Raw genomic sequence first — 20,997 nt, forward strand, 5'->3', positions numbered from 1 at the left:
TGATAATTATTGTCAAATGAGAAATGTAATTATTAAGACCTAGTTCTGATTTTGCCGAGCCATGCCTTGGGAGCTGTGGCGCTCGATCGTCCAGGCACCACACCTGCCAAGCCAGACCCCGCTAATTTCTCCCCGTGCCCAAACGTTCCCCTGTGTACATCCGGCCGCCGTACGCTGCTCGCCTTCGTGCGCGCAGCGGCCGGCCCGCCCTCACCAGACACTGGCAGGAACACCCCATGACGGACGCCTTCGAACTCCCGCTCTCGCTGGCCCAGGCCCTGGCCCAACGCGCTGCACAGACCCCAGACCGGATCGCCTTGCGCTTTCTGGCCGACGCTCCCGACGAGCAGGTTGTGCTCAGCTACCGTGAACTGGACCAGCGCGCGCGCACCATCGCCGCTGCGTTGCAGGCGCGGGTCGGTTTCGCTGAGCGTGCGGTGCTGTTGTTCCCCAGCGGGCCGGACTACGTGGCGGCATTCTTCGGCTGCCTGTATGCGGGCGTGATCGCGGTGCCTGCCTACCCGCCGGAGTCGGCGCGCCAGCACCACCAGCAACGCCTGCTGTCGATCATCGAAGACGCCGAACCGCGCCTGCTGCTGACCGTGGCGGCGCTGCAAGGCAGCCTGCAGGGACTGGAGGCGCTGAGCAGGGCAGACGCCCCTGCACTGCTGGCGGTCGACGGCCTCGACCCGGCGCTGGCTGCGAACTGGCGCGAGCCAACCCTGAAGGGGGATGACATTGCCTTCTTGCAGTACACCTCCGGCTCCACCGCGCTGCCCAAGGGCGTGCAGGTCAGCCATGGCAACCTGGTCGCCAATGAGCAGCTGATCCGCCGCGGTTTCGGCATCGATCTCAACCCCGACGATGTGATCGTCAGCTGGCTGCCGCTGTACCACGACATGGGCCTGATCGGTGGCCTGCTGCAGCCGATCTTCAGCGGTGTGCCCTGTGTGCTGATGTCGCCGGGCTACTTCCTGGCCCGGCCGCTACGCTGGTTGCAGGCCATCAGCGACTATGGCGGTACCATCAGCGGTGGCCCGGACTTTGCCTACCGCCTGTGCAGCGAGCGGGTCAGCACGGCCGCCCTGGCCGGGCTCGACCTGAGCCGCTGGCGCGTGGCCTATTCCGGCTCCGAACCGATTCGCCAGGACAGCCTGGCCACCTTCGCCGACAAGTTCCGCGCCTGCGGCTTCGACCCGCAGAGCTTCTTCGCCAGCTACGGCCTGGCCGAAGCGACCCTGTTCGTCAGCGGTAGCCGCCGTGGCCAGGGTATCGCCGCACTGGAACTGGACGCCGAGGCCTTTGCCGCCAACCGCGCCGAGCCGGGCCAGGGCAGCGTGCTGATGAGCTGCGGTTACCCGCAGCCGGGGCATGCGCTGCGTATTGTCGACCCGCAACGCCTGCAGCTGTTGGAGGACAACCAGGTCGGCGAGATCTGGGCCAGCGGCCCGAGCATCGCCCGGGGCTACTGGCGCAACCCGCAAGCCAGTGCCCGCACGTTTGTCGAAATGGACGGGCAGACCTGGCTGCGGACCGGCGACCTGGGTTTCCTGCGTGACGGCGAAGTGTTCGTCAGCGGGCGCCTCAAAGACCTGTTGATCGTACGCGGGCAGAACCTGTACCCGCAGGACCTGGAAAAAACCCTCGAAGGCGAAATCGAGGTGCTGCGCAAAGGCCGGGTGGCAGTATTTGCCGTCGAGCACCAGGGCGAGGAAGGCATCGGCGTGGCAGTGGAAGTCAGCCGCAACGTGCAGAAGGCGGTCAAGCCCCGCGACCTGATCAACTCCCTGCGCCAGGTTGTCGCTGACGCCTGCCGCCAGGCCCCGGCGGTGGTCCTGCTGCTGAACCCTGGCGCGTTGCCCAAGACCTCCAGCGGCAAGTTGCAACGCTCGGCCTGCCGCTTGCGCATGATGGATGGCAGCCTGGATTGCTACGCCCGGTTCCCTGACGTCAACGCAACCGATGCCACGCCGGCCATTGCTGATGGGTTGCAGACGCGCATCGCCAGGGTATGGCGCGACGTCCTCAAGGTGGAGACGCTGGCAGCAGACGACCACTTCCTGCTGCTGGGTGGCAACTCCATCGCCGCCACCCAGGCCACCGCTCGCCTGGCCGATGAGCTGGGCATCACGCTCAACCTGGCCACGTTGTTCGAGGCGCCCGTGCTGGCTGACTACAGCCAGGCAGTGGCAGCCCTGCTCGCAGTCGACGGCGCCCAAGCCACTGCCATCGCCCCGCTGGAGCGTGGCCGGGCACTGCCCCAGTCGCTGGCGCAGAACCGCTTGTGGCTACTGTGGCAACTGCAGCCGCAAGCGGCGGCCTACAACATTCCGGCTGGCCTGCACCTGCGTGGCGAGCTGGATCAACATGCCCTGGAAGCGGCGTTCCAGGCGCTGGTGCAGCGCCATGAGTCACTGCGCACCGTGTTCAGCGAAGAAAATGGCCAGGCCTTGCAACGCATCCTGCCGTCATCGCCATTTCAGCTGCGCCGCCTGGTCCTGGAAGGCCAGGCACCCGAACAGGTCGCCAGCCAGCGCGAGGCGGAAGCCTGCCAGCCGTTCGACCTGACCCAGGGGCCGCTGCTGCGGGTGACCCTGGCGCGCCTGGGCGATGAAGACCATCAATTGTGGGTGACCCTTCACCACATCGTCGCTGATGGCTGGTCACTGAATATTCTGCTGGATGAATTCGCCAGGTTGTACGCTGCCCGCTGTCAGGGCCTGGAGGCCAGCCTGGCGCCGCTGCCCCTGGGTTACGCCGATTACGGTAGTTGGCAGCGGCAGTGGCTGGCTGCAGGCGAGGCCGAGCGTCAGCTGCGCTACTGGCAGACGCGCCTGGGCGATGAAACACCAGTGCTCGACTTGTGCACCGACCAGCCGCGCGCCAGCCAACGCGACCACCGGGCTGCCCGGTTGCAAGTGAAGGTGCCGGCCGGCCTCGCCGAGGCACTCAAGGGCCTGGCGCGCGAGCAGCAAGCCAGCCTGTTCATGGTCTTGCTGGCTGGCTGGCAGGCGCTGCTGTACCGCTACAGCGGTCAGGCCGACATCCGGGTCGGCGTGCCGAACGCCAACCGCCCGCGCCTGGAGACCCAGGGCATGGTCGGCTTCTTCATCAATACCCAGGTGATGCGCGCGCAACTCGATGGCCGCCTGCCGTTCAGCCAGTTGCTGGCCCAGGTGCGCCAAGCCACCCTGGAAGCCCAGGCCAACCAGGACTTGCCGTTCGAGCAACTGGTCGAAGCCTTGCCCGAGGCACGCGAGCAAGGCCTGTTCCAGGTAATGTTCAACCACCAGCAGCGTGACCTGTCGGCCCTGCGCCGCCTGCCGGGCCTGCTGGCCGAGGAGTTGCCGTGGCACAGCCGCGAGGCCAAGTTCGATTTGCAATTGCACAGTGAGGAGGACCACCAGGGCCGCCTGAGCCTGGCCTTCGACTACGCCGTCGGGCTGTTCGAAGCCGGCACCATCAAACGCCTGGCCGGGCACCTGCTGGCCCTGCTGGAACAGGTGTGTGCTGCGCCGCAGCGGGCCCTGGGCGAGGTGCCGTTGCTCGACGAGCCCGGCCGCATGCAACTGCTGGGTTGGGGCCAGGCACCGGCCCTGGCACCGCAATGCCTGCTGCTCGAACAGCTCAATGAACAGGCGCGCAACACCCCGCAGCGCACCGCGCTGGTCTGGGAGGGGGGCAACCTGGACTATGCCGGGCTGCACCAGCAAGCCAACCGCCTGGCCCATTACCTGCGCGACAAGGGTGTCGGCCCTGATACCTGTGTGGCCATCGCCCTCGAGCGCTCGCCGCAATTGTTGGTCGGCCTGCTGGCGATTCTCAAGGCCGGCGGTGCCTATGTGCCACTGGACGTCGATTATCCCGCCGAGCGCCTGGCCTATATGCTTGACGACTGCGGCGCCCGCCTGCTGCTGAGCCACAGCGGCCTGCTGGGCAAGCTGCCGCAGGTCGACGGGGTCAGCGCCATCGCCCTCGACCAGCTGCACCTGGACAGCTGGCCCAGCCATGCGCCAAGGCTGCATCTGCACGGCGACAACCTGGCATACGTGATCTACACCTCCGGTTCCACCGGCCGACCCAAGGGCGTCGGCAACACCCACGCGGCGTTGGCCGAACGCCTGCAGTGGATGCAGGACACTTATGCGCTGAACGCCAGCGACGTGCTGATGCAGAAGGCGCCGGTCAGCTTCGATGTTTCGGTGTGGGAATGCTTCTGGCCCCTGATCACAGGCTGCAAGCTGGTGCTCGCCGGCCCCGGCGAGCACCGTGACCCCCAGCGCATCGCCGCGTTGGTGCAGGCGCATGGCGTGACCACGCTGCATTTCGTGCCGCCTCTGCTGCAGGCCTTCATCCAGGAACCGCTGGCGCAGGCCTGTACCAGCTTGCGCCGGGTTTTTTCCGGGGGCGAGGCGCTGCCTGCGGCATTGCGTGACCGTGTGCTGCAGGTGCTGCCGCAGGCGCAGTTGCACAACCGTTACGGCCCGACCGAAACCGCCATCAACGTCACCCATTGGCACTGCCAGGCGACGGATGGCGAGCGTTCGCCGATCGGCCGCCCGTTGGCCAATGTGCTGTGCCGGGTGCTGGACGACGAACTTGAGCTCACTGCCCCCGGTGTTCCGGGCGAGCTGTACCTTGGCGGCGCCGGCCTGGCACGTGGCTACCTGGGCCGCCCGGGCCTTACCGCCGAGCGCTTCGTGCCCCGGGTCGATGGCCATGGCGAACGCCTGTATCGCAGTGGCGACCGTGCCCGCTGGCAGGTACAGAGCGAGGCCCTGGAGTACCTGGGCCGCCTCGACCAACAGGTCAAGGTGCGTGGCTTCCGTGTCGAGCCCGAGGAGGTCCAGGCCTGCCTGCTGGCGCAAGCGGGTGTCGAACAGGCGCTGGTGCTGGTGCACCAGGATGCCGTCGGCGCACAGCTGGTCGGCTACTACTGCGGCAGCGCCCAGCCAGCCGAGTTGCTGGCGGTGCTGGCCGAGCAGTTGCCGGCCTATATGGTGCCGGCACAACTCGTGCCGCTGGCACACATGCCGCTGGGCCCCAGCGGCAAGGTCGAGCGCAAGGCGCTGCCGGCCCCGGTGTGGCAGCAGCGTGAGTACGTCGCGCCACACAGCGCATTGCAGCAACAGGTCGCGGCGATCTGGCGCGAGGTGCTGAACCTGCCGCGGATCGGCCTGCAGGACGACTTCTTCGCCCTCGGCGGCCACTCGCTGCTGGCCACCCAGATCGTTTCGCGCACGCGCCAGGCCTGCGATGTCGAGCTGCCGCTCAAGACCCTGTTCGATGCCAGTGAACTGGGCGCCTTCTGTGCCGAGATCACGCGTATCCGCGCCGCCGGCGAGCGCAACCTGCAAGGCGAGATCGCCCGCGTCGACCGTCGCCAGGCAGTGCCGCTGTCGTACTCGCAGCAGCGCATGTGGTTCCTCTGGCAGATGGCGCCGGACAGCCCGGCGTACAACGTCGGTGGCATGGCACGCCTGCGCGGTACCCTGCACGTGGAAGCCTTCGAGCGTGCGCTGCAGGCGCTGGTGGTGCGTCACGAAACCCTGCGTACCACCTTCCCCAGCATTGACGGCGTGCCGTACCAGTGCGTGGCGCAAGATGGCAGCCTGCACCTGGACTGGCAGGACTTCAGTGCAATGCCTGCCGAAGCCCGCCAGCTACGCCTGCAGCAACTGGCCGACGACCAGGCGCACCAGCCCTTCGACCTGGAGCGCGGCCCGCTGCTGCGCGCCTGCCTGGTCAAGGCCGAAGAACGCGAGCATTTCTTCGTGCTGACCCTGCACCACATCGTCACCGAGGGCTGGGCCATGGACATCTTTGCCCGCGAGCTGGGTGAGCTGTACGAGGCGTTCGTCGATGACCGCGAATCGCCACTGCCGCCGCTGCCGGTGCAGTACCTGGACTACAGCCTGTGGCAACGGCAATGGCTGGAAAGCGGCGAGGGCGCGCGTCAGCTGGCCTACTGGCAGGCACGCCTGGGCGATGAGCACCCGGTACTCGCGCTGCCCGCCGACCGTCCACGCCCGCCGGTGCAAAGCCACCGTGGCGAGCTGTACCGCTTCGAACTGGACCCGGCGCTGGTCGCCCGTGTACATGCCTTCAACCGCCAGCGCGGTCTGACCCTGTTCATGACCATGACCGCCACCCTGGCCGCCTTGCTGCACCGCTACAGTGGCCAGCACGACCTGCGCATCGGCGCGCCGGTGGCCAACCGCATTCGCCCGGAAAGCGAAGGCCTGATCGGTGCCTTCCTCAACACCCAGGTGCTGCGCTGCGAGGTGGACGGGCAGATGACTGCCCATGCCTTGCTGGAGCAGGTACGCCTGGCGGCGATCGAAGCCCAGTCGCACCAGGACCTGCCGTTCGAACAACTGGTGGAGGCCTTGCAGCCACCCCGCAGCAGCGCCTACAACCCGCTGTTCCAGGTAATGTGCAACGTACAGCGCTGGGCTTTCCAGCAAAGCCGCACGCTGGCCGGCATGCAGGTGGATTACCTGGTCAACGATGCCAGCGCCACCAAGTTCGACCTGTACCTGGAGGTGACTGACCTTGACGGTCGCCTGGGCTGCTGCCTGACGTACAGCCGCGACCTGTTCGACGAGCCGCGCATCGCCCGCATGGCCGAGCACTGGCAGCAGCTGCTGGTCGGCCTGCTGCACGACCCACAGCAGCGCCTGTGCGAGCTGCCGATGCTGGGCAGCGCCGAACAGCAGGTGCTGGCGGGCCAGTTGCACGGCGAGCACGCGCCCGGCCTCGACCAGACCTTGCATGGCCTGTTCGCCGCCCAGGCGGCGCGTACCCCCCACGCCGTTGCGCTGACTTTTGCCGGCCAGCACATCACCTATGCCGAGCTCGACCAGCAAGCCAACCGCCTGGCCCGCGCCCTGCGCGAGCGCGGGGTCGGCCCGCAGGTGCGCGTGGGCCTGGCGCTGGAGCGCTCGTTGCACATGGTGGTCGGCTTGCTGGCCATCCTCAAGGCTGGTGGCGCCTACGTGCCGCTCGACCCGGAGTACCCGCTCGACCGCCTGCGCTACATGATCGAAGACAGCCGCATCGGCCTGTTGCTGAGCCAGCGCGCGCTGCTGCAAAGCCTCGGCGAGCTGCCCGCAGGAGTCGCGTGCTGGAGCCTGGAAGACGACACTGCCAGTCTGTCGGCCTACAGCGATGCGCCGCTGGACAACCGTAACCTGGCGCAGCACCAGGCCTACCTGATCTATACCTCGGGCTCCACCGGCAAGCCCAAGGGGGTAATTGTCAGCCACGGCGAATTCGCCATGCACTGCCAGGCGGTGATCTCGGCATTTTGCATGCGCAGTGACGACTGCGAGCTGCACTTCTACTCGATCAACTTCGATGCTGCCAGCGAGCGCCTGTGGGTGCCGCTGCTGTGCGGCGCCCGTGTGGTGCTGCGCGCCCAGGGGCAGTGGGGGGCAGAAGACATCTGCCAGCTGGTGCGCGAGCAACAGGTCAGTATCCTCGGCTTCACGCCCAGCTATGGCAGCCAGTTGGCGCAGTACCTGGCCGGGCAGGGCGAACAGTTGCCGGTGCGCCTGGTGATCACCGGTGGCGAAGCGTTGACCGGCGAGCAAATGCAGCGTATTCGCCAGGCCTTCGCGCCGCAGCAGCTGTTCAACGCCTACGGCCCGACCGAAACCGTGGTCATGCCGCTGGCCTGCCTGGCACCGGAATCGCTGCCGGCGGACCTCGGCAGCGTGCCGATCGGCCATGTGGTCGGCAGCCGCACGGCCTACATCCTCGACGAAAACCTTGCCCTGTTGCCGCAAGGTGGCATCGGTGAACTGTATGTCGGCGGTGCCGGCCTGGCCCAGGGTTACCACGACCGCCCGGGGCTCAGTGCCGAGCGCTTCGTCGCCGACCCGTTCGGTGCCGCGGGCGGGCGCCTGTACCGCACCGGTGACCTGGTGCGCCTGGGCAGCGATGGCCTGGTCGAGTACATCGGCCGTGCCGACCAGCAGGTGAAGATTCGCGGCTTCCGCATCGAACTCGGGGAAATCGAAAGCCGCCTGCAGGCGCATGCCGACGTCGACGAAGCCGTGGTGCTGGCACTCGACTTGCCGGGTGGCAAGCAACTGGTCGGTTACCTGGTCTGCCGGCAGGCGGCGGCCGACAGCGCCGCCCAGAGCCGGCTGCGTGACGCGGTGAAGGCCGATGCCCGACGGCAGCTGCCGGACTACATGGTGCCTGCGCACCTGGTCCTGCTCGACAGCCTGCCGCTGATGGGCAACGGCAAACTCGACCGCCGCGCGCTGCCGCTGCCGGACCTGGAGCAGGCCCGCCAGCACTACCAGGCCCCTGGCAATGCAGTTGAGGCGCAACTGGCGCAGGTCTGGTGCGACGTGCTGAACCTTGCCCAGGTCGGTGTGCAGGACAACTTCTTCGAACTGGGCGGCGATTCGATCCTGTCGATCCAGGTGGTCAGCCGGGCCCGCCAGGGCGGCTTGCAATTCACGCCGCGCGACCTGTTCCAGCACCAGACCATCCAGGCCCTGGCGGCTGTCGTACGCCACAGCGAAGCCACCAGCAGCATCGACCAGGGCCTGCGCCAGGGACAGGTCGGCCTGACCCCGATCCAGCACTGGTTCTTCGACACCGACCTGGCGCAGCCGCAGCACTGGAACCAGGCAGTGTTGCTGCAGGCCCACCAGGCGCTGGACGAAGCGGCACTGGAACAGGCACTCGCCGCGCTGGTGCGGCACCACGACAGCCTGCGCCTGCGCTTCAGCGAGGCCAACGGTCGCTGGCAGGCCGCTTACGCCCAGCCTGACGCCGGGCAATTGCTGTGGGGCGCGACGGTTGCCGACTTCGCCGATTGCCAGGCGCTGTACACCGACCTGCAACGCAGCCTCGACCTGCAGCAGGGGCCGCTGCTGCGCGCCCTGCTGGTGCGTGACGGCCAGGGCAGCCAGCGCCTGTTGCTGGCGATCCATCACCTGGTGGTGGATGGCGTGTCCTGGCGGGTGCTGCTGGAAGACCTGCAGGCGTTGTACCGTGGCCGAGCGCTGCCGGCCAAGACACACGCCGTGGGCGATTGGGCGGCACGCCTGGCCAGCTATGCCGGCAGCGATTCGCTGCGCGACGAGCTCGGCTGGTGGCAAAACCAGCTGGCAGAGGTGCGCCGCGAACTGCCCTGCGATCACCCGCAGGGCGACAACCTGCAGCGCCACGCCCGTACCCTGGCCATCAGCCTGGATGCGCAGCAGACCCGGCAATTGCTACAGCAGGCGCCAGCGGCGTATCACACCCAGGTCAACGACCTGCTGCTCACCGCGCTGGCGCGTACCTTGTGCCGCTGGAGCGGTGATGAGGCAGTGCTGGTGCAGCTGGAGGGCCATGGCCGCGACGGGCTGTTCGAAGACATGGACCTGACCCGCAGCGTCGGCTGGTTCACCAATGCCTACCCACTCAGCCTGCGCCCGCTGCCGGGCCAAGACGATACGGCGCGGGCCGCGTCGATCAAGTGCATCAAGGAGCAACTGCGCCAGGTGCCGCACAAAGGCCTGGGCTACGGCGTGCTGCGCTACCTGGCCGATACGGCGCTGCGCGAGCAGATGGCGGCCTTGCCGCAGGCGCGTATCACCTTCAACTACCTGGGCCAGTTCGACCAGCAGTTTGACAGCGCGGCGCTGTTCCAACCGCTGGACGTCCCTGCAGGCCAGGCCCACGCTGCCGATGCGCCGTTGCCCAACTGGTTGAGTGTCGATGGCCAGGTGTATGGCGGCGCCCTGCAATTGCGCTGGACGTTCAGCACCGAGCGCTATGACGAGCGCACCATCGCCAGCCTGGCCGAGGCCTACCGCCAGGAGCTGCTGGCGCTGATCGAGCATTGCCTGGCCGATGGCAACGGCAGCTTCACGCCGTCCGACTTCCCGCTGGCGCACCTGACCCAGGCGCAGATCGACGCCTTGCCGGTGCCGGCTGCGCAGATCGAGGATGTCTACCCGCTGACACCGATGCAGGAAGGCATGTTGTTGCACACCCTGCTAGAGCCGGGCACCGGCCTCTACTACATGCAGGACCGTTATCGCATCAACAGTGCCCTTGATCCCGAGCGCTTCGCCCAGGCCTGGCAAGCCGTGGTGGCTCGGCACGAGGCGCTACGCGCATCGTTCAGCTGGAATACCGGTGAGGCGATGCTGCAGATCATCCACAAACCCGGTAACACGCCGCTGGACTACCAGGACTGGCGCGACCTCGATGAGGATGCCCAGGAGCAGCGCCTGCAGGCCCTGCACAAGCAGGAGCGTGAGGCTGGCTTCGCCTTGCTCAGCGAAGCGCCTTTCCACCTGCGCCTGGTGCGGGTGGCCGACGAACGCTACTGGTTCATGATGAGCAACCACCACATTCTGATCGATGCCTGGTGCCGCTCGCTGTTGATGAACGACTTCTTCGAAATCTACCTCACCCTCGGTGAGGGCCGTCAGGCGCAACTGCCCGTGCCGCCACGCTACCGCGACTACATCGGCTGGCTGCAACGCCAGGGCCTGGACGATGCCCGCGCCTGGTGGCAGGCCAGCCTGGCTGGCTTCGAACGCGCCACCGCCATTCCCAGCGACCGCCCGCTACGCCACGAGCACGCCGGCAGCGGCATGGTCGTCGGCGACTGCTACACCCGCCTGGCGGTAGACGACGGCGTACGCCTGCGCGAACTGGCCCAGGCCCACCAGCTCACCGTCAATACATTTGCCCAGGCGGCCTGGGCGCTGGTGCTGGCGCGCTACAGCGGCGACCGCGACGTGGTGTTCGGCGTGACCGTGGCCGGGCGGCCGGTGAGCCTGCCGCAGATGCAGCGCACGGTCGGTCTGTTCATCAACAGCGTCGCCCTGCGCGTGCAGTTGCCGGCGGCCGGCCAGCGTTGCAGTGTGCGCCAGTGGCTGCAAGGCTTGCTGGAGCGCAACATGGAACTGCGCGAGTACGAATACCTGCCGCTGGTGGCGATCCAGGAATGCAGCGAACTGCCCAAGGGCCAGCCCCTGTTCGACAGCCTGTTCGTGTTCGAGAACGCGCCGGTCGAAACCGCCGTGCTCGACCATGCCCAGCACCTGAACGCCAGTTCCGACTCAGGCCGCACCCACACCAATTTCCCGTTGACGGCGGTGTGCTACCCGGGCGATGAGCTTGGCCTGCACCTGTCGTTCGACCAACGTTACTTCGACTACCCGACCGTCGAGCGCCTGCTGGCCGAATTCAAGCGCCTGCTGCTGGCGCTGGTGCAAGGCTTTGCCGGGGAGGTGAGTGCGCTGCCGCTGCTGGGCGCCGAGGAACAGCGCTTCCTGCTCGAGGACTGCAACCGCAGCACGCGGGCCTACCCGCTGGAGCAGAGCTACATCGCCCAGTTCGAGACGCAGGTCGCTGCGCACCCGCAACGTACCGTGGCGCGCTGCCTGGAGGCGACCTATGATTATGCCGGGTTGAACCTGGCGGCCAACCGCCTGGGCCATGCCTTGCTTGCGGCGGGCGTGCAGGTTGACCAGCCAGTGGCGCTGCTGGCCGAGCGCGGGCTGCCGTTGCTGGGCATGATCGTCGGCAGCTTCAAGGCCGGTGCCGGCTACCTGCCGTTGGACCCGGGCCTGCCGCCGGCGCGCCTGCAAAGCATCATCCAGCGCAGCCGAACCCCCGTGCTGGTGTGCAGCGCGGCCTGTGCCGGCCAGGGTAGGCAGTTGCTGGACACGCTGGAGGCGGCGGCACGCCCGCGCTTGCTGGTGTGGGAAGACATCCAGGCCAGCCCGGTGGCCAGCCATAACCCCGGTATTTACAGCGCGCCGGGCAACCTTGCCTACGTGATCTACACCTCAGGCTCCACCGGCCTGCCGAAAGGTGTAATGGTCGAGCAGCGTGGCATGCTCAACAACCAGCTGAGCAAGGTACCCTACCTGGCGCTCACTGAGCACGACGTGATCGCCCAGACCGCCTCGCAGAGCTTCGACATCTCGGTATGGCAATTCCTTGCCGCACCGCTGTTCGGCGCCCGGGTGGAGATCGTGCCGAACGCCATCGCCCACGACCCGCAAGCCCTGCTGGCGCATGTGCAAGCCACCGGCATCAGCGTGCTGGAAAGCGTGCCGTCGCTGATCCAGGGCATGCTGGCCAGCGACCACCAGGCCCTCGACGGCCTGCGCTGGATGCTGCCGACCGGCGAAGCCATGCCGCCGGAGCTGGCCGCGCAATGGTTGCAGCGTTACCCGCAGATTGGCCTGGTCAACGCCTACGGCCCGGCCGAGTGCTCGGACGACGTGGCATTCTTCCGCATCGATGCCGCCTCGACCGAAGGCAGCTATCTGCCAATTGGCCGGCCGACCGACAACAACCGCCTTTACCTGTTCGACGAGGAGCAGGCGTTGGTGCCGTTGGGTGCGGTGGGTGAGCTGTGCGTGGCCGGCACCGGTGTAGGCCGAGGTTATGTCGGCGACCCGGTGCGTACCGCGCTGGCGTTCGTCCCCCATCCCCATGGCGCTGCAGGCGAGCGCTTGTACCGCACCGGTGACCTGGCGCGGCAGCGCCCGGATGGCGTGCTCGAGTACATCGGGCGCATCGACCATCAGGTGAAGATTCGTGGTTACCGCATCGAACTGGGCGAGATCGAGGCGCGCCTGCACGAGCAGGTCGAGGTCCGCGACGCTGCCGTTGGCGTGCAGGAGGGCGTCAATGGCAAGCACCTGGTCGGCTACCTGGTGGCACACCAGGGCATCAGCGCCGATGCCGCGTTGCTGGAACGGCTCAAGCAGCGCCTGCGGGCCGAGTTGCCGGAGTACATGGTGCCGCTGCACTGGGGCTGGTTCGACAGCTTGCCGCGCAACGCCAACGGCAAGCTGGACCGCAACGCCTTGCCGGCCATCGACATCGGTGGCCAGCACAGCCAGGCGTACCAGGCACCGCGCAATGAGCTGGAGGCGCTGCTGGCGGAAATCTGGGCTGATGTGCTCAAGGCTGAGCGGGTGGGGATGCACGACAACTTCTTCGAGCTGGGCGGGCATTCGCTGCTGGCCACGCAGATCGCCTCGCGGGTGCAGAAGCAGCTGCAACTGAATGTGCCGCTGCGGGCGATGTTCGAGTGCAGCACGGTGGCGGAGCTGGCGGTTTACGTGCAGGGGCTGCAGGGCAGTGCGCTGGATGACGATAAGGTCGACCGGCTCAGTGACCTGATGGCGGAACTGGAGGGGTTGTAACCTGCGCTGGTAGAGGCTGCACCGGCTTGTGAAGTTACCCGCGAAGAGGCCGGTGCAGGCAGCCCACCTTTCAGCACTGCCGAGAGTCTTCCCACGTAACTCCGCCCGCAGTGGCTCCGCAGGTTGCCCGGCTCATCCAGATAGAAAATCACCGGGGTCACCTGTAAGTCCTTCTATTCCGGGGTTCTTCGGCGTTACGATGCAACATCCACTTTTTCCAGAGACGTCGAAGCACTGATGAACGCTTCATCCAAAGACGTCGCTTGATAGCGCGCCAGGAATTGGTCTGCACTATGAAATGCCTCTAATTGATGATGAGCAAGCATATAAAACCGATCGCAACTGGCCGTGATTTCCTGCGTGTAGTGGGACGAAACCAAAACACTGGCCCCTTCACTGCAGGCATGTTTGATTCCAAGCCAGATGAAGTGTCGGAATTCAGGGTCCACGCCAGCCGTGGGTTCATCAAGTATGATTAGATCGCTGCACATGAGTAAAAGTGTCAATGTGAAAAAACTCCGGATCTCGCCATAGCTGCAAGTGGAAGCTTTCTTTTTGGAAATGCCGGAGTATCGACGGGAAAGCGCAGGTGACCACGCACTAAGTCGGGTTGTTGCTTCATGAAAGCAAGTTTTTGCCGGAGCGTTTAAATGAGTAATTAGTTCGTAAACCTCAATCATTCTTAGACGGGGTGGTGGCGTCAAAATTTGCGTTAGATACGCCGGATGTTGGGCGCGATTGATTATTTCTCCGCTCTCGGGTTGTCTGAGTTTGCAAATCAGGTCGAAGAGCGTCGTTTTTCCAGCGCCATTGTTTCCTAATATACCAACCACTTCACCTGGCAAAAGGTGCAGATTGAGATTGTTGAACAAGGGAGCATCGTTGTGCGAGAACGCCAGCGAATTAATGACAAGTATGCTCATTCAGTATCGACTCCAGATGGGCTGAATCCTGAAATATTTCACGGTCAAATAAAAGCCAATCAGTGGGAGTATGAGCGCTACCAGGAAAGCAGCTGGTAATGGAAGTTCGCCGCGAAAAATTCGGGTGCTCATGTGTAGAGGGTTTACCAGCGCGATCAAGTCATCATGCTCTATTCCTGTGATTACACCCATATAGCTGGACATCAACATGAGGAATGATAACAGTGAAAATAGTGTATTGGCTGTTCCAAATTTGATGGGCAGGGCGGCTATGGCCAAACCCACACAGGAAAAACCTAGATAACTGGTAAAGAAGCACGCAATTATGTACAGGTATTCTTGAATGGAGTAATTTCCATGCAGGGGCTTGGTGACCATATAAAATAACGAAGCGTATGTGAGGCTTAGAATCGAGTAGCTAATTGCGTGGGATGCAAGAAAAAGGCGAATTGATTCCTTTTGATAAATGAATGAGCGGATGAAGCCACTTTCTCTTCTGCCGATAAGGTAAAAGCTGAATCCAAAGAAGGCTACGTTTGCTGAGATATAAGCGTAAAACCAAGCGGCGTAGGGTAAATAAGATTGTGTAGTCTTGTCTGGGGTGGGCTGGCTTGTGCTCATGATAAAAAATAACATGCAGGGCGCGAGTGCAGTCCATAATAGGCCAGATGGTTCTCTGAGATGTTCCTTTATCAGGATTTTTGAGATGCTATAGAGCTTACTTGCTCTGGTGGTCGGTAGGATGCTGCTGGTCATGGGAAAGGTACCATTTTGCTAAGTTGTTGTGGGATTATCTGTTTTTGAAATTGATTCGAGTAGCTGTTCTTGATATTGAGGTGAGATGCATTGTTCATGTGGAGGAATAATTTTGGGGAAATGTATTTGCAGTAGTGTAGATTTCGTTTGGTTGAGTTCATGGATGATAGGTATAAGTATCCGTCAAGTTGTAATTCTCGCAGAAGCTTTATTAGTGCTGCGCTGGTGAGTGGTAATGGTTTAGCTGGTTTGCTTCGTTTTGAGTAGTTTATTATACCTGTGGTGATATCAATGTAGGTTTCATAGAAGTTGCTTTCCAGGAAGTGTTTAAGGTAGGGGTCTTCAATGTCGCTAAGTGCTTTTCCTCTTAAGTAAAATGAGTGCATGAAACGAAAGGTTTGCCATAGCTCAATCACTGACTTTTCCAATGCGCTACTCATGTCGTCCGAGTAAGCCAGCCCTGCACAGTATCTGACATGTTGATTTTTCCCGCACCGGTTGCCATAACAGAGAAGTATGCAGCAGCCAGGAAAATGTTCATCTGTGAGGTTTAGGATGCAGAGATCTCCTGTTCTTTCTAATTCTTTGAAAAGTAAGAAGCTGGGCCGATTTGAAAGTGCTGAGCACGCGTCTCGATGCTTGACTTTTCCTGTGCAAGCCTTTGTTAGCCAAAACCTGAGCAGGAATTGTCGCTCTATAGCCTCTTTCAGTGCACCGAGCACTGCTCGGTCAACAGTCATGTGCACGCTACATCCACAGGTGTCTCGTATGGGGTAGAATTCATTGTCGATGGAGTTTCTGCAGGGTGATATTGAAATCAACGCCGTTGGAACTGCACATCGAGTTAAATCAGTGATCCTGTAGACGTGAGTGCGGTCAAAAGTATGTGAATGAAGGTCGTTTTTTTGGCCGGTCATTGCTGTTTGTAGAAAAGCGTTGGCAAACGCTTCGAGTTCATCAGGTGTCAGGCCTTCGCCCAGTTTATTTCTATCATGTACGGGTACGTCCAGATAAAAGTGCTTTCGTTCAAACTGCTCGCCCATAGCGCTGATGGTGACGGAGGCTGACCATCCACTACTTGATCCGTAGGTGTGCCAGCGGCTGCCGCATTCAACGCTGTGTGGGAAATGAGACACTGCACTCGGTCGATGAAGCTCGAAATCTGCAAACGCGAGTGTATGTATTTCGTTGTATATGTTCATGCATCAGCCCACGAATTGAATGCACAGAGGGATAAAAAGTGCAGGGTTAAGGTCTAGGTTTTTAGTTACCTCGTGATCAGTAAAGCCTGACCATGGTCTGCTATTTAAACTGAGCTCTTTGCAGCGCAGATCTATTAGCATGTACATGGAGCCTGCTTCCATGAGCGCTAAGCGATAGCCTCTATAGCGATATTTGAACAATGCTTTGGGTAGGTAAGCCAGGTAAATCAGCGCTAGTGCGGGTGTTCCGATAGTAGATTCTTTAGGTAAAATTGCTTGTGAAAGTTTGTTGGAGTCAATTCCAGGGCTATGAATTTCAAAGGTCCTTGAGCTGGGCAGGAGATGTAAGGCGTTACAATCTGATGGCCATTGGAAAATTTTGTTCCCGAGGTTCACAAGAAATACTTCGATAGGGTAGAGTGCTCCGCCACTTGGGTAGCCTCTTTTGTATGGATGCTCATTTTTTGTCAATAGAGGAGAAACTAATGACTTAATGGTGCCAAAATTCAAGTTGCTTTCTGTGAAATGATCGCATGACTCGTTTCGCTTTAAGTGATGGCCGGCTTTGAGGGTGGGTAGGTTGAGTGCTTTGTCTGAAAGTTCATTGTTTAATATGTTGAGTGGTAACTCGTTTCCTGTTAATTCTTCAAGCGTTTTTTTCGGGATGTGATGTAGAGTGGAGGCGTGTTGGGTTGTTTTATGGACTGTATAATTGCCCTTGGCGTGAAACGCTAACGTTTCGTCCAGTATCTCTGAAGATACGAATGTTAGATAGTGGTCGTGTGGGACGCTCATCGCGCTTCTCCAATGCATTGGCAGAGGGGCCAGTGGATGCTGCTATCTTCAGTAAACGAACCGTCTGACAAATTCAGTGTTCGGGAAAGCAAGAATTGATCTTGGGTGATTTTTGTTTTTTGAAAACTAGTGAATTTGTTGGTGAAAGAGACGATGTTTCCCAAGATAAGGGTGCTTTGCAATTCGTCAAGAGGGGTCCTGGGAAGTTCAATCTTGTTTGACTGGCAAAAGCTCCATATTCTGCTCCAGTGATGTTGGCTTGCTCGTAGATTTTCATAATGCGCTAAACGGTCCAAGGTGCAAAAAGCGCAGGGATTCCCGATTGAGGGAATATAAGGTTCGGTCAAATGGAAGAAAGGGTGGCTGACGAACCCTACGCTGATTCCGCAGTCTGAATTGTTTTTTGATAGTTCAGAGTAAGTTGTTCTTAGTTCTTCCGGTTTTAGCTTCGAATATGCAAAAACGTACAAGGTTGGATTTGTAGGAGTGCTTGTTCTTAAATCGTATATATTTGTGATTTGTATTCTGCTGTTGGGGGTGCTTTCTATATAGTCTTTTAGTGTGTTCGGTATTTTCCAGTCAATGCATATTGTAACTTCTTGGAAATATGGTAATTTGGTCGCCTCGCCTATTATTAGGATGGATTCTAAAAACGTATGGCTTTCTCGGATTGAAGCTCTTCGTGTTCAAGAATTTTCTTTAGTTCATCCTCTGGCATGTATTTTAAATGACTCTCAGCGATGTGCTGAAGTACTTTTGTGAGTCTTGGATCGGTGATTCGTGTAAAACCCGCGTTTGAGAAAACGGTGGGTTGAGCGTCAAAGTTGAGAATTTCGTAATTGTATATTCTTATAGTTTTCATGACGCGCCTCATAGATTGTGGCAGGCGTCAGCGTTGGCTAACGCTGACGCCCGCGTATAATTATGAATCAGCCCTCCTGGTATACCTGAGTGATTGCATTGCCACCGCTTCCGCCGCAACCGCCGCTGCCGCCGCTGCATCCACCGCCGCCGCCACAACCACCGCTACCACCACATCCACCTGCCCCTCCTGATCCGCCAAAGAACTCGGCGTCCATATCGCAACTGTTGTCGAAGGTCAGATCCATCAAGTTGATACCGAATTGAGTGTCCATTCGAAGTCTCCTTAGTTGCCCCGAGTGCCGGGGTCCTGTGGGTTTAGGTTTATATTTCATGCACGTCAAATTCACCGAGGGTGATTTGGTGGTTAGGACATTGGCTGGCTGTTTAAGCTGAGGTGATTTTTGTGAGATTTGTCTGAGCGTAATCTCTGATGAAACTCTAATTGCTGAGCTTGAATGTGAGGGGCTTCCGTGATTGACGTGAGATTAGTCTGTATCTCTCGTGGGATTGATATGTGTTTCAGCGATGAGTGCTCTTCTTGCGACGGGTGGTGCAGGAAGGTGTTTATTGTTTTTGGACCGAAAGTTAGTGTTTCGAGATGTAAATTTTGATCATGGTCCGTACGCTACTTGTAGAGGTTCTACGGATGGTCCTACCGGTCATCGACATCGGTGCCGGCACAGACAGGCCTGCACGCGTTACGTAACGAACTGGAGGAACCGATGGCCGATAACTGGGTCGATGTGCTAAAGGCTGGGTGGGGCAGCGTGCACGACAACTTCTTCGAGCTGGGCGGGCACTCGTTGCTAACCACGCAGACCGCCTCGGGGGTGCAGATGGCGTTGCAATTGGACGTGCCGCTGCGGGCGATGTTCGAGTGCAACACGGTGGCGGAGCTGGCCGAATATGTGCAGGGGCTGCAGGGCAGTGCGCTGGATGACGATAAGGTCGACCGGCTCAGTGACCTGATGGCGGAACTGGAGGGGTTGTAACCTGCGCTGGTAGAGGCTGCACCGGCCTGTAGAGCGGCCTTGTGTTGCGAAAGGGGCGCAACGCGCCCCCAGACTTCAGCGTCATAGCCTGTCGGGGCTGCCATGCAGCCCTTTCGCGACACAACGCCGCTCTACAGATACAGCGACAACCTCAAGCGCAATGCGGTACCTATGTGGTTTATTTGCGAAGAGGCCGGTGCAGCTACCCGAGCTTTCAACGCTTGCCCAGAATCTTCCCAAGCAACTCCGGTCTTGGCGCCCCCTGCTGGCTCTGCAGGTTGCCCTGCTCATCCTGATAGAAGATCGCCGGGGTTGCCTGCAGCCCCATTTCTTCCATCAATGCCATGTTCGCCGCCAGTTTCTGCTGCACCGCCTCCGGCACTTGATCCAGCGGCTTCAGCGTGCTCGCCTTGCCAGCCTTCTCGTGCTCGTGCAGTGCCTTGGCCGGGTCTTTCGCCGCCAGCAGCGCCGCCGACTTGCCCGGGCTGTCTGCGCGAATGATGCCGACCATGATATGGCGCAGCTGCACCTTGCCCGACTCCACCCACGGCCGCGCCTGTTCCCAGAACATGTTGCAGTACGGGCAGTTGGGGTCGCTGAACAGGTACACCTTGCGAGGCGCATCGTCCTTGCCGTCGGCGATCCACGAGGTTTTTTCCATCTTCGCCCAGATTTCCTTGCTCATCGGCGCATACACCAGCTTTTTCAGCGGCTCGGCACTGAGGTCTTTGCCCTGTTCGTCGAACAGGCTGCCGACCAGTACGTGCTTGCCGTCAGGGGTGAGATACAGCGCCAGGCCATTATTCTGGTACTCGGCGGCATACCCGCGCAGGCCGTTGGGGGCGTCGAAGCTGCCTTTGATCTCGGCGCCCTTGGCTTGCAGTTGCTGAATCGCCTTGGGCAGCTCTTCGGCTTGCAAGGTCGGCACAGCCAGCAGGGCCAGGGACAGGGGCAGCAGTGCAGTCAGTCGCATGTCAGTTTCCTTGTGCGGCGGGGGCGGGCGCGGCGGCCCGGTCGAAAGGCTCCAGGGCGTGGCGCAGGCTGGCCCGGGACAGCTCGCCGAGGTGGCTGCCGATCAGCCGCCCGTCGGCGTCGTAGAACAGGGTAGTGGGCAGGGCCATGGAACCGACGCGTTGGGCCAGCAGGCCGGTACCGTCGAACAGCACGTGGGTCAGGCTCAGGCCGGTGGTGGCGAGGAAGGTGCTGACGTTTTCCGGGGTCTCGCCCTGGTTGACGAACAGGAAGGTCACATGCGGGTAATCGCCTTGCGCTCGTTGCAGCACCGGCATTTCGCGCCGACAGGGCGGGCACCAGGTGGCCCAGAGGTTGATCACCAGTGGCTTGCCACGGTAGCCGTGCAGCGCCACGGATTGCCCGGTAGCGTTGCGCAGGCTCAGTTCGGGCAGCTCGGTGCCCTTGCTGTACAGGTGCCCGGCGAGGCTGGCCAGGCCCCAGAACAGTGCACCGCTGAACAGCGCCCAGCCCAGCGGGCGGCGCAGCCCGGGATGACGCCAGCCCTGCCACAGGGCGCCGAGCACGATGCCGGCAAGGCCTGACCAGAACAGGAAGCCACCATCGCGGATGTCGATGATCTGCACCGGGTCGTCCTGGTACATCGGCCAGTAGGCCAGCACGAAGCCGGCGCGCGCGCACAACAGGCCGATCAGGAACAGGTTGAACAGCGCCGATTCCGGGCTCTCGCCGCCACGCCGGGCGACCCACCAGCCGACCACGCTGGCGATCACCAGGGCGGTGAGCATCAGCAGGTGGTTGAGGGCCATGGTCAGTGGCCCGAGGGTTACGGTCAGCATCAGCCTTGGCTCCTGGTCTGGGTCCAGTGTTGCAGGAACGCAGCTGCATCCACTTCACCGGTGAGGCGCCGCGCACGACGCTCGTCGCCTTCCGGGCCGATCCAGATGATGCTGGGTGGGCCGGGTACCTGGTAGCGCTGCAGCAAGGCCTGGCTGGCAGGTGTGTCGGCGGTCACGTCCAGGCGCAGCAGGTGCACGCCGGCCAGGGCGGCCTGTACGTCGCCGCGGGCGAACACCTGTTTTTCCATGACCTTGCACGACACGCACCAGTCGGCATAGTAGTCGAGCATCACCCACTGGCCACGCGCCTTGGCCGCATCCAGTTCGCGTTGCAGGTCTTCGGGGCGGCTGACGGTGACCAAGGTAGCTTCGGCGTGCTGGCCGGTGGCCGGCGCAGCACCGCCGGTGAACGGGCGCAGAGGCTGCCAGAGGTCGTCGCCGCCGGCCGCCGCGCCCACCAGCAG

At 61.8% G+C, this 20,997-nt stretch carries 10 protein-coding genes and 1 pseudogene; 2 read left to right on the forward strand and 9 right to left on the reverse strand.

Annotated elements, in window-relative coordinates:
- Window positions 1-236 precede the first annotated feature (236 nt).
- A complete protein-coding gene (locus B4L76_RS18795) occupies window positions 237-13,190 on the forward strand; it encodes a non-ribosomal peptide synthetase (RefSeq protein WP_296234577.1) in 12,954 nt (4,317 codons plus the stop codon).
- 194 nt (window positions 13,191-13,384) lie between these two features.
- Here B4L76_RS18795 and B4L76_RS18800 read toward each other — a convergent pair whose 3' ends face one another.
- The 6 genes from B4L76_RS18800 to B4L76_RS18820 form a co-directional block, all read right to left on the reverse strand.
- Complete coding sequence (locus tag B4L76_RS18800) at window positions 13,385-14,113, reverse strand: ATP-binding cassette domain-containing protein (RefSeq protein WP_296234578.1); 729 nt, start codon at window positions 14,111-14,113, stop codon at window positions 13,385-13,387.
- A complete protein-coding gene (locus B4L76_RS18805) occupies window positions 14,114-14,869 on the reverse strand; it encodes an ABC transporter permease (RefSeq protein ID WP_296234580.1) in 756 nt (251 codons plus the stop codon).
- Window positions 14,866-16,071 (reverse strand): YcaO-like family protein, encoded by a 1,206-nt coding sequence (locus B4L76_RS18810; RefSeq protein WP_296234581.1) that lies wholly within the window; start codon window positions 16,069-16,071, stop codon window positions 14,866-14,868. Before B4L76_RS18810 ends, B4L76_RS18805 begins: the two co-directional genes overlap by 4 nt.
- A gap of 3 nt (window positions 16,072-16,074) precedes the next feature.
- Window positions 16,075-16,866, reverse strand: a complete 792-nt coding sequence (locus tag B4L76_RS18815) for a SagB/ThcOx family dehydrogenase (RefSeq protein WP_296234582.1) — start codon at window positions 16,864-16,866, stop codon at window positions 16,075-16,077.
- Entirely contained in the window at window positions 16,863-17,537 is a 675-nt protein-coding gene (locus B4L76_RS24415; RefSeq protein WP_414707225.1) for an McbB family protein, read from the reverse strand. Before B4L76_RS24415 ends, B4L76_RS18815 begins: the two co-directional genes overlap by 4 nt.
- A 258-nt stretch (window positions 17,538-17,795) precedes the next feature.
- The gene (locus B4L76_RS18820) at window positions 17,796-18,002 is read right to left on the reverse strand and encodes a hypothetical protein (protein WP_296234583.1); all 207 of its coding nucleotides are present in this window, start codon (window positions 18,000-18,002) and stop codon (window positions 17,796-17,798) included.
- Window positions 18,003-18,373: 371 nt separating this feature from the next.
- On the opposite strand from B4L76_RS18820, the pseudogene B4L76_RS18825 reads away from it, so the two are divergent.
- Window positions 18,374-18,722 (forward strand): annotated as a pseudogene (locus B4L76_RS18825) (phosphopantetheine-binding protein); the annotation flags it as partial.
- Between the two features lie 214 nt (window positions 18,723-18,936).
- Here the strand turns inward: B4L76_RS18825 and dsbG are convergent.
- The 3 genes from dsbG to B4L76_RS18840 all read right to left on the reverse strand — a co-directional run.
- Window positions 18,937-19,695, reverse strand: a complete 759-nt coding sequence (gene dsbG, locus B4L76_RS18830; RefSeq protein ID WP_296234586.1) for a thiol:disulfide interchange protein DsbG — start codon at window positions 19,693-19,695, stop codon at window positions 18,937-18,939.
- Window position 19,696: 1 nt separating this feature from the next.
- Window positions 19,697-20,533, reverse strand: a complete 837-nt coding sequence (locus tag B4L76_RS18835) for a TlpA disulfide reductase family protein (RefSeq protein WP_296234588.1) — start codon at window positions 20,531-20,533, stop codon at window positions 19,697-19,699.
- The coding region (locus tag B4L76_RS18840) for a thioredoxin family protein (protein WP_296234589.1) at window positions 20,533-20,997 on the reverse strand (465 nt) is incomplete at its 5' end. The genes B4L76_RS18840 and B4L76_RS18835, both read right to left, overlap by 1 nt.

Origin of the sequence: Pseudomonas sp. UBA4617 (genome assembly GCF_002386445.1) — a bacterium.
In the GTDB taxonomy this organism is placed as follows: Bacteria; Pseudomonadota; Gammaproteobacteria; order Pseudomonadales; family Pseudomonadaceae; genus Aquipseudomonas.

Excerpts from the sequence above, each read along its gene's own strand:
- B4L76_RS18795 (WP_296234577.1), top strand. The coding sequence starts at position 237 with ATGACGGACGCCTTCGAACTCCCGCTCTCGCTGGCCCAGGCCCTGGCC.
- B4L76_RS18800 (WP_296234578.1), bottom strand. The coding sequence starts at position 14,113 with ATGAGCATACTTGTCATTAATTCGCTGGCGTTCTCGCACAACGATGCT.
- B4L76_RS18805 (WP_296234580.1), bottom strand. The coding sequence starts at position 14,869 with ATGACCAGCAGCATCCTACCGACCACCAGAGCAAGTAAGCTCTATAGC.
- B4L76_RS18810 (WP_296234581.1), bottom strand. The coding sequence starts at position 16,071 with ATGAACATATACAACGAAATACATACACTCGCGTTTGCAGATTTCGAG.
- B4L76_RS18815 (WP_296234582.1), bottom strand. The coding sequence starts at position 16,866 with ATGAGCGTCCCACACGACCACTATCTAACATTCGTATCTTCAGAGATA.
- B4L76_RS18820 (WP_296234583.1), bottom strand. The coding sequence starts at position 18,002 with ATGGACACTCAATTCGGTATCAACTTGATGGATCTGACCTTCGACAAC.
- dsbG (WP_296234586.1), bottom strand. The coding sequence starts at position 19,695 with ATGCGACTGACTGCACTGCTGCCCCTGTCCCTGGCCCTGCTGGCTGTG.
- B4L76_RS18835 (WP_296234588.1), bottom strand. The coding sequence starts at position 20,533 with ATGCTGACCGTAACCCTCGGGCCACTGACCATGGCCCTCAACCACCTG.